The following is an 8,290-nucleotide window of genomic DNA, read 5'->3' on the forward strand; positions in this document are numbered from 1 at the left end:
GCCGGCGAATCCGGGCCGCCCAGCCCTCCGGGGTGCGGGCGGTTTTCTACGTCCCGCACACACAATTCGCACGTCTTAGACACACCTGTTTGCCCGCAAACAGAGCGAAACTAACGCTATGAACGACGCCCTGACCACCGCCGCGACCGCCCCCGCCACCCGCTCTTTCGACCTCGTGAACTGGCACGTCAAGGACAGCTTCACCCGGGTAGAGGCCCGTGGCCCCCACGATCTGACCAACCGCCTGCTGAAGCTGCCCGGCGTGCCTGAGCTGCTGACCTGGGATCAGGCCCACCTGCTGGCTTGTGGCGCCTGGACCTCGGCGCTGCCCCAGGACCACGCCGGGGTGTCGGTCGAGCCGAGCTGGGGCTGACCTTGGCCCGCCCGAGGCCGCTTCCGGGCGGCTCTATTTCACCCCCAGAGTGGCTCGGAAAATACCTGGCCCTCACCCGCCGATGCCGACGCCTTGGGCGTTCGTCCCAGACGCTGTTTTCCCGAAGGAGACCCGAATGCACTCCTTCATGCTCGCCCAGCCCACCCCGGCCGCTTTTTGTGCCGCCGAAGAGGGCGAACCCCTCCGCGGCGTGACCACCTCCGCTGGGCGCAACGTCCTGATCGGGGCGGTGAGCCACCGGGCGGCGGACTGCGCGCTGGTCGTGGACCTGCCCCTCACCCGGGCGCAGATCGAAGCAGGCATCAGCGCAAGCTGGCGCCGGGCCATCCCCGGCTGGCAGCCGACCGACGAAGAGCTGGCCGGCATCCGGTCGCTGCTGGACCTCGCGGCCGGGCAGCCCTGGGGACCCTACTCCGGGCCGTGAACGGGCACGCGGAACTGACCCCGCCCACCACGGCCACGATGTCGCGCGCGGCCCGCTTTCTGCCCGTCACGCTGGCCATGCTGCGCGCCCTGACCCCGGCACCCGCTCCGCCTCAACCCGCCGCGTCGCCGCGCTGGATGCACTGACTCCGCCACCCCGCCGCGTGCGGGGTTTTCCTTGTCCTGCACACACAATCCGCACGTCTGAGACACACCATCCGGCCCCCGAACAGAGCGAGCATCACAACCATGAATCCGTTCCTGAACGCCCTGAACACCGCCACTGCCGCCGAACTCGCCGCTGAAATCCAGGTGTTTTCCGCCCTCGACGACGATTACCGCTACGAGGCGGACGCGGTGTTCCGCGGGCGGCAGCTTGCCCTGGGGATCGACCGCGATCAGGTCAAGGCGGTGGCCTACGCCCGGATGCGCGCGCTCGGGCTGCTCGCCCAGGCTGTCAAGCAGCGCGCCGCCTGAAGACCCCACTCGGGCGGGCTGGCCCCGCCCCTTTCCCCCTCGAGGAGATCCCTGATGCACTACTTCGCCCTTGCCCAGCTCCGCTCCACCGACCTCTGCGCTACCGACGCCGGCGAGCCCCTCTGCGGCGCCACCGTCACCACCGAGCGGGGCCTGACCCGCCATTACCTTGTCGAGGCGGTGAGCCACCGGGCCGCCGACTATGCCCTGGTTGTCGAGCTGCCCCTGACGCGGGACGAGGTCGAGGCCGCGCTCGCCCGCAGTCTCCATGACGTCTTCCCTGAGTGGGGCCCGGACCCGGAGGACCTGGCCGAGATTCGGGAGCTGCTCGATCTGGCCGCCGAGTGGCCGGTGACCCAGGCGATGGCGGCCGGTCTGCTGGCCCCCGTGACGACCGCGATGCTGCGCGCCTTCGCGCCGGCCGAAGCCCTGAGCTGATCCCCGCTGTCCCGCCGCCCCGCTCCGCTCTGCCGGGTGCGGGGTTTTTCCTGTCCTGTACACACAATCCGCATGTCTGAGACACACCTGTTTGCCCGCGAACAGAGCGAATATGAATACCAAGAAGAAGGCGCGAAACCCCCGCAAAGAAGTTCGCGCCCTTTCCGATCCCCCCCGACCAAGGAGAAGACCATGACCAACCTTACCACCGCGCCCACCACCGAAATCCGCAACGTCAGCAAGACCTGGAAGGCCGTCCTGTACGGGTGCTACGAGTCGGGCAGCGCCAAGGTGTGCCTGGGCGAGTGCGTCGTGACCCTCAGCGCGGACGGCGACGGCGAGATCACCGCCTCGATCAACGGCGAGGCCTGCCCTTGGGCGCGGGCCGACGAGGTGCTCCGCGCCGCCCGCCGCGACGGCGAACTGACCCTGCTCGAGGAGTTCCGGACCACGATCGGCAAGCCCGCTGCCTCGGCCGTCCACCGCGAGCTGGGTCGCCTGGGCGTCCGGCACCCCCACCACTACACCCTGGCGCAGGTGGTCGTGCAGCGCCCGATCACGAGCCTGACGCAGCTCCAGCCGCACGAGGTGTCGGCGGTGCTGGGCTACGCGGCGGCCCTGCTGGCGGGTGCGGCGTAAGGGGCGCGCGGGGGGCAACCCCTCGGCCGGCGCTGGTGCAGGAGGCCTATTACGCGGCCGACGTGCGCCTACAGGAGATCGGGCGGGCGGTGCAGCGCTCAGCCGAAGCGCTGCGCCTCGACGCCCAGGAGGAATACGGGGTGATCACCCGCATGCTCGCCCTGGAGGAAGCGGCCGGGTAGCTGGAGACCTACGCCGAGCGCGATGCCTGCCGGGCCGCCCTGCTGGCCTGGGGACTGCGGCAGACCCGCACCCAGTGGGAGATCTATGCGCACCTGTTCCGGGGCGCCACGCTGGCCGAGCTGGAGGCGCTGTGGGCCCGCCCGAGCTGGCACGGCCGCCTCGCCCGGCTGGTCCTGAAGCTGCGCCTGGCGTAGAGGGGGAGGGGAGAGGGTTGCCCCTGTCCAGCACACACAATGCGCACGTTTGCCGCATACCACCGGAGTGGCAGACAGAGCGAACATCACGACCATGACGACGCCCACGACCCTCCCCCAGCAGCTGCCCGCCCTGGCCTACGCCGCCGCCCCAGAGAAGACTGGGTCAGCCACCAAATCACATTCATGCCAGTGCTGGAGATACCAGCAGTATCGCTAGGCACTCCTGGGTAAAGCCGTCACTTCCAGGTTCAGGGGACTGGTACTGTAGCCAACACCACGCCGGCAGAGTCGCGTACTGTGATCACTGCCCCGGTGAAGAATTGCGCCATGAGGTGTTCGGAAATCATCTGCTTGGGCGAGAGTCCGGCAGCTTCCATCCCAGTAGGCAACGGAAAGGCCCAGAAATAATGATCCTTGAACCGGTCAGCATAATAGGCGGCCACAACGCCATCAACGGTCACGTTCCAATGAGATACAGCCTGCACAGTGTTGGTGTTGGCGGTCAGTGTGGTGGTGGCAGTCTGGCCGGGCGCAAGGTTGACTGGCACGTTCGCAGCCCGGCCCAGCGCGACGTCTTGAGTCGCTGTAGCTGTTTTGCCCCATGTCCCGGTCAAGCTGAACGGTGCACTTTGCTGTGGCCAGACCACCGTGCGGACAAGCGCTGGCCCGGGGCTGAAGCTGTTCATGTTCCCGACCCAACTTGAACTCACGGTATTTTGAGCAACGACACTCAGTCCTGCTTCAACCACCAGGGGTTGCGTACCAGGGTTTGACAGCGTGCGCTGCGCCAGCGTCACCACGCTGACGTTGCTTTCTCCCTGAGTGTTGGCTGGAGTCAGCGTGCTGTATACTTCGGGCCACTTATAAGTGGAATACAGGTCACCCCAGGGGGTCGGCCCATGGAGCACGGCGCCGTCTGGAGCTTGACCCAGGAAAGCCTGGCCCACCTTCAGAAGGCCAGACTGATCGATTCCAAATGCCATTGCCTCGTCATCAGTGATGACGTGAGTGGCCGTTCCAGTGGCTGTGACTTGAACTGGATAAGGTGCGGTATCGGCACTCAAGGTTACCCGGACATTCAACCCGGCGGGTGCGCCCAAGAGCGGGCCATGGACCGGTGATGGCTGGAGAGGGTCGCCGACCCACATGGGTGGCGAGTCCGCAGTCGGGCCAGGCGTCTGAGGGGGGAACAAGCCGCCAGCAACAAAACAAAAGAAGCTGACATCAGGGGCCAGGCACGGCAGTAAGGGATACGGTTCATAACAGCCTCCGGTGCGGAGCCAAAGGGGCTCGACGATCCACCAAGGAGAATCGATTCAGGCGTCGAAGTTGTGCAGGCCCGACTCGGTTGTCGATTGTATTTACCGTCTAGTGCAGCATAGGCGATGAGAAGGCCGATCAGTGGATACCCCTGACATGCTCCCCCAGCGAGCCAGGCTGAAGAGGGACACTCTCCTCTACCTGATTCCCAAGAGGCAGAGCGTCTTCCGCTGGCATCTCCTGTCAGTCTGAATCAAGGCGTAACCCTCTAAAAACGACCTGCTCCTCTCACATTTTTGCCCTATACGGCAACCTCTTTTCGCAGTTACTTAATCTCTATAACCGGTGAATCGGCTGGTCCAGAACAGGAGAAGGTCGTCTTGATTTTTGCACCGGAGTTCTCCTCTATCTCTGTATGCCCAACCCACTTGAAGCCAGAGGCAGTGTCCAGGATTCCGTCCTCCCAGGCACTGCTAATGGATGCGGTCGTCGGGAATTTGAGTTTCTCTTTGAGCGCGCGCTCGCAGTTGACGACAAAAATGAGTTGACGATCCCCAACAGGACTGGGCGGCCCAATCCTTGGTAGAAGGCCGACGCCGATCAAGATGAAGACAACGAGAATGACAGGGACGGCCAAAAGCCCACAACCCCAGCGCGTACAACCTCGGCGACGCTCAGGTCTGAGTGGGATTCGATCTGCCTCTTCGGGCTCAATCTGTGCGCAGTTGCCAGGATCCGAGGTCATCTTGATAGAGTAGATCGCCCCGGAGGGTGGCTGCGACGTTGTACTCCTACCCTAAAGGGGGCGGCCCAGACCATCAGGTGTCCGGCCCGCCCCCTTGCATGGACCATACGGGTTAAAGGGTCCCCTTAAGGGTGCTGGCGACCTTGAAGCCGACCTTCTTGCCGGCCGGGATCTGGATCTTCTCGCTCGTGCCGGGCTTGACGCCGGTGCGGGCGACGGTGGCCTTGACGCTCAGCGTGCCCAGACCGGGCAGACCCACGGTCTTGCCGGCGCGCAGGGCCTCGACCGTGCCGTCCAGCAGGGCGCTGATCGCCTCGTCCGCCTGTTTCCTGGTCAGGCCGGTCTTCTCGGCGACCTGTAGGACGAGCTGGATCTTGGCGATCTTGTTGCCCTCGGTCGGTGCTGCGGCCGGCTTGCTCCCCACGGTCTTTTTCGTCATGCCTGCATCTTGGGCACAACGAGGTAGGGGAGATGTAACGCCACCTAACACTTTCAGGCTTTCTGGATCACCCAGGCCTGCAACTGGGCGGCGGCGTCCGGCCCGAGCGTCCAGTCCGCGCCGCCCGAGGCCTCGCCCGACCCCTCCGCGTGCACCGTCACCACGCCTCCGGCGCTGCTCAGCCTCGAGCGTCAGACGGTGGCCCTCAGGGAGGCATCCTCGCCCCGGACTGCGGCCGCGACGACCCGGTCGAAGTCCACCGCGTAGGTCGGGCTCAGGTCGAACCAGAAGACACTCTGGCCGGAGACCTCCCCGGTGAGGCGGTAGGTCGCGCCGTAGAGGGCCACGTCGAGCGTGGCGCCCTCGGGAGCCACGGGGGTCAGGGTCAGGTGCTGGGGCATGGTCCCAGGGTAGGTCAGGGCTTGCGCGGGCCGGATGCGGGTTGCCCCTTCACGACTTCATACGCCTGGTCGAGGGCCGCGTCGATGGCCGGGCCTGCACCCAGGGCGTAGCGGGCGCCAGCGTGCCCCTTGCGTGGGGTCTGGGTCAGTAGCCCGGCCGCGAGCAATTCGTCGAGCAGCTGGCGCACTCGACTGGTGTCCAGGACTGCGCCGCGTTCGGCCATCCGGTTCGAGACTTCCTCGACCGACTGCGGCTCCAGGGTGAGCAGCAGCAGGATGCGGACTTGCCAGAAGGTGAGGGGAGAAGACATCGGCACAGGGTAGGTCAGTCACTCGACCGGCACGGCTTCATAGAACCCGAAATCTAACCAGGCTCCGGCGCGCCCGACATCCTGGCCGGTGAGCTCGAGCTCGGTCTGCCAGAGGTCCCACGCGGCGACCTGCACCTCGGGGTGGCAGCCCAGGTCATCGGCCAGCTGCCAGTGCCGCATCTCGGGCGGCCAGCCCTGACCGGCACGCCCGTATAACTCGTCCAGCAGCAGTGCGATCTGTGACGGAGTGAGGTGGGCGGGCATCCGGGGCACGCTACCCTGCCGGGATGGCAGCGTTCTACGCGGATGTAGTGCACGTCCCCAGTGGTGAGACAACGCGGCGCCTGGGGCCATTCGAGACGGCGCATGAGGCGCGCACAGCGAGTGTGGAGGATGCGGGGCGGCCGCTCATTTGGGAGCGCGTGCCGGGCTGGTGGATCGCCGAGAAGTATCCCCTGCAATGGCAGGTGCAGGTGCCGGAGGCGGCGTCCACTCCGGTTGAGGGGAGACCTATGGGGGCTGTTGAGCCGGAGGGCGACCTCTAGTCTTGCTCCTTACAGTGAATGGCAAGACTGACAACTTGTGGTTGCTGGTCTATGCCTCCCAGAGCACCCGTCCCCTCCAGCATCTGCCGGGGCCAAAACGCCTGAGCCCTGCATCAGGGGTGAGGTTGACGAGGCAAGGACGCTGACCGCCCCTCGGTCACCTCATAGGCCTGATCAAGCGCCGCATCAATCGCCGGCCCAGCGCCCAGCCCGTAACGCGTACCCGCGTTCCCTTGCCTTGGCGTCTGGGTCACCAGCCCGGCAGCGGTGAGTTCCTCAAGAAGTTGCCGCATGCGGGAGGTGTTCAGGACTGCGCCCCGGTCGGCCATTCGGTTCGTGATCTCTTCGACCAACTGCGGCTCCAACGTCAGCAGGAGCAGGACTCGTGACTGCCACAGTGTGAGCGGACGGGTGGTCATGAGGCGGTATCTGAGTGACATGGTCTCTGCCGATCGCATACCGCATCGAATCGCGTCCCCGCCGAAGTCAAAGACGTGTGGGTGAGGGAGTCCGTGTTGCCTAATGCTCTGCGGCCTTTAAGCATGAGTGCTTCGCCACAGGTGTTCTTGCCAGATGGCCTGCGCCTCCATGGTCTGGGACGCGATCTGGCGGCACCGGATCACGATCTTTTTCACGTGTGCATCGGCATACACCATCCAGGCTTCCAGGTCCTTCTTGCTCCATTGACTACACATCGGCCAGTCGTTTTCGAGCATGCCGCACTGTAGGCTCCCCACTGGACGAGTACCGTTCGGGCAGGTGAGGGTGGGCTCACGCGAAACAGAAAGAGCACGCACAAGTCGGAGGGCAACGCCTCATTCCCGCTTGTTCCACTGGCGTTGGATCTCTTCCCACTCTGCTTTCCGCTGGGCATCGACAGCCGCCAATTCCTGGCGCCGCGTGACGATCTCCTGCACAAGGCGGCGTTGATGTGCGAGCCATTCGTCGACTTCTCGTGCGCTGGTGAACATGCTGAATGCTCTGTCCTTTGCCGTCATCCATCCAGGATAAACAGTGTCGCGGACAGGCACCCTCAATTTGGATGCATCGTGATCGACCGGCCATGAACTTCGACCGCCTCGAGAAGCCAGTCCCATTCTGGATATCTCGGAACCGCTGGCCAGGGTTGAGCCAGCAGGACGCTGCGCCGGATCAGCAGGGTCGACCATTGAAGAATGGCCTCACCAGCACCCAATCCCTTTCGGTCAAACAGGTAGTCCCCGAGCAAGGTTCCACCTTCGTATAAGCGCCAGGGCCAGACCTCATCGCCCCGAGCTGTGCGGTGAATCAGCCGGCTGCTGATGATGTCCGCATAAGGCGTCCGGTTCCAGGCCAGCTGCTTGGCGAGCTTGTCGGGGAGCCAGAGATCACGGTCATCGAGGAGCGCAATCCATTCTCCTCGCGCTTCCTGCACTCCAGCATTCAGGGCGTGCTCGGGAGGCAGAGGAGAGGCCAAATCGAGCACGGTCAGCCGGACGTCTCGCAGCGCTTGTAGGACCCCGCGCACGGCGGGGTCCGCCCTGTCGGTCACCACGATCACTTCCAGCTCGTTCAGGGTCTGTTCCAAGGCACTGCGGACGGCCTGCTCTACCCACGCTGCCCCATGTTTTGCCAGGATGACGGCACTCACCCGAACAGGGGCGCTCAGTGCTTGGCCTGCGCTGCTTTGGAGATTCGTCGTCATCAGGCGAACGCGCCCAGGAGTCGAAGGCGGCGCTTCTGCGGGGACGCTCCAGACCTCCTCACTGTGCCCAGGGAGCAGGTCCTGAAGCGTATCCCGCAAGTCCAGGCGAGGATCTGGACCTCTCTCCTTGCACTGTCGGAAGCTGGCCGCTGCC

The 8,290-nt window shown here is 65.1% G+C and carries 18 protein-coding genes; 8 read left to right on the top strand and 10 right to left on the bottom strand.

The window, feature by feature from the left end:
• The first annotated feature begins 118 nt into the window (after window positions 1-118).
• From ASF71_RS13005 to ASF71_RS23795, 7 genes are all read left to right on the top strand, one after another.
• A complete protein-coding gene (locus ASF71_RS13005) occupies window positions 119-373 on the top strand; it encodes a hypothetical protein (protein ID WP_056300826.1) in 255 nt (84 codons plus the stop codon).
• A gap of 136 nt (window positions 374-509) precedes the next feature.
• Complete coding sequence (locus tag ASF71_RS13010) at window positions 510-818, top strand: hypothetical protein (RefSeq protein ID WP_056300827.1); 309 nt, start codon at window positions 510-512, stop codon at window positions 816-818.
• Entirely contained in the window at window positions 815-964 is a 150-nt protein-coding gene (locus ASF71_RS23790) for a hypothetical protein (protein ID WP_156372796.1), read from the top strand. Before ASF71_RS13010 ends, ASF71_RS23790 begins: the two co-directional genes overlap by 4 nt.
• Window positions 965-1,066: 102 nt before the next feature.
• Window positions 1,067-1,294 carry a hypothetical protein gene (locus ASF71_RS13015; RefSeq protein ID WP_056300831.1) on the top strand — a complete coding sequence of 76 codons (228 nt, stop codon included), beginning with the start codon at window positions 1,067-1,069 and terminating at the stop codon, window positions 1,292-1,294.
• Window positions 1,295-1,348: 54 nt separating this feature from the next.
• The gene (locus tag ASF71_RS13020; RefSeq protein WP_056300834.1) at window positions 1,349-1,732 is read left to right on the top strand and encodes a hypothetical protein; all 384 of its coding nucleotides are present in this window, start codon (window positions 1,349-1,351) and stop codon (window positions 1,730-1,732) included.
• Between the two features lie 192 nt (window positions 1,733-1,924).
• Window positions 1,925-2,371, top strand: coding sequence for a hypothetical protein (locus ASF71_RS13025; RefSeq protein ID WP_056300837.1), 447 nt, complete (start codon window positions 1,925-1,927; stop codon window positions 2,369-2,371).
• Window positions 2,372-2,406: 35 nt separating this feature from the next.
• The gene (locus ASF71_RS23795; protein WP_156372797.1) at window positions 2,407-2,553 is read left to right on the top strand and encodes a hypothetical protein; all 147 of its coding nucleotides are present in this window, start codon (window positions 2,407-2,409) and stop codon (window positions 2,551-2,553) included.
• 446 nt (window positions 2,554-2,999) lie between these two features.
• Here the strand turns inward: ASF71_RS23795 and ASF71_RS23800 are convergent, their stop codons facing one another.
• The 6 genes from ASF71_RS23800 to ASF71_RS13050 all read right to left on the bottom strand — a co-directional run bounded on the left by ASF71_RS23800 (window position 3,000) and on the right by ASF71_RS13050 (window position 6,171).
• Complete coding sequence (locus ASF71_RS23800; protein WP_156372798.1) at window positions 3,000-3,815, bottom strand: hypothetical protein; 816 nt, start codon at window positions 3,813-3,815, stop codon at window positions 3,000-3,002.
• Between the two features lie 521 nt (window positions 3,816-4,336).
• The gene (locus tag ASF71_RS23805) at window positions 4,337-4,756 is read right to left on the bottom strand and encodes a hypothetical protein (protein ID WP_156372799.1); all 420 of its coding nucleotides are present in this window, start codon (window positions 4,754-4,756) and stop codon (window positions 4,337-4,339) included.
• 112 nt (window positions 4,757-4,868) lie between these two features.
• Complete coding sequence (locus ASF71_RS13035) at window positions 4,869-5,195, bottom strand: HU family DNA-binding protein (RefSeq protein WP_056300842.1); 327 nt, start codon at window positions 5,193-5,195, stop codon at window positions 4,869-4,871.
• Between the two features lie 191 nt (window positions 5,196-5,386).
• Complete coding sequence (locus tag ASF71_RS25160) at window positions 5,387-5,596, bottom strand: hypothetical protein (protein WP_056300845.1); 210 nt, start codon at window positions 5,594-5,596, stop codon at window positions 5,387-5,389.
• Window positions 5,597-5,610: 14 nt separating this feature from the next.
• Complete coding sequence (locus ASF71_RS13045) at window positions 5,611-5,907, bottom strand: hypothetical protein (RefSeq protein WP_056300849.1); 297 nt, start codon at window positions 5,905-5,907, stop codon at window positions 5,611-5,613.
• Window positions 5,908-5,925: 18 nt separating this feature from the next.
• Window positions 5,926-6,171 carry a hypothetical protein gene (locus tag ASF71_RS13050; RefSeq protein ID WP_056300852.1) on the bottom strand — a complete coding sequence of 82 codons (246 nt, stop codon included), beginning with the start codon at window positions 6,169-6,171 and terminating at the stop codon, window positions 5,926-5,928.
• Between the two features lie 23 nt (window positions 6,172-6,194).
• Here ASF71_RS13050 and ASF71_RS13055 point away from each other — a divergent pair, with 23 nt between their 5' ends.
• Window positions 6,195-6,452 carry a hypothetical protein gene (locus ASF71_RS13055; protein WP_056300855.1) on the top strand — a complete coding sequence of 86 codons (258 nt, stop codon included), beginning with the start codon at window positions 6,195-6,197 and terminating at the stop codon, window positions 6,450-6,452.
• Between the two features lie 113 nt (window positions 6,453-6,565).
• Here the strand turns inward: ASF71_RS13055 and ASF71_RS13060 are convergent, their stop codons facing one another.
• From ASF71_RS13060 to ASF71_RS13075, 4 genes are all read right to left on the bottom strand, one after another.
• On the bottom strand, window positions 6,566-6,871 hold the full coding sequence (locus ASF71_RS13060; RefSeq protein ID WP_082506007.1) for a hypothetical protein: 306 nt from the start codon (window positions 6,869-6,871) through the stop codon (window positions 6,566-6,568).
• Between the two features lie 117 nt (window positions 6,872-6,988).
• On the bottom strand, window positions 6,989-7,168 hold the full coding sequence (locus ASF71_RS13065; RefSeq protein WP_056300862.1) for a hypothetical protein: 180 nt from the start codon (window positions 7,166-7,168) through the stop codon (window positions 6,989-6,991).
• Between the two features lie 99 nt (window positions 7,169-7,267).
• Window positions 7,268-7,450 carry a hypothetical protein gene (locus ASF71_RS13070; protein ID WP_056300864.1) on the bottom strand — a complete coding sequence of 61 codons (183 nt, stop codon included), beginning with the start codon at window positions 7,448-7,450 and terminating at the stop codon, window positions 7,268-7,270.
• A gap of 35 nt (window positions 7,451-7,485) precedes the next feature.
• Window positions 7,486-8,136, bottom strand: coding sequence for a glycosyltransferase family A protein (locus tag ASF71_RS13075; RefSeq protein WP_082506006.1), 651 nt, complete (start codon window positions 8,134-8,136; stop codon window positions 7,486-7,488).
• Window positions 8,137-8,290: the final 154 nt, after the last annotated feature.

This window comes from Deinococcus sp. Leaf326 (genome assembly GCF_001424185.1).
GTDB lineage: Bacteria > Deinococcota > Deinococci > Deinococcales > Deinococcaceae > Deinococcus.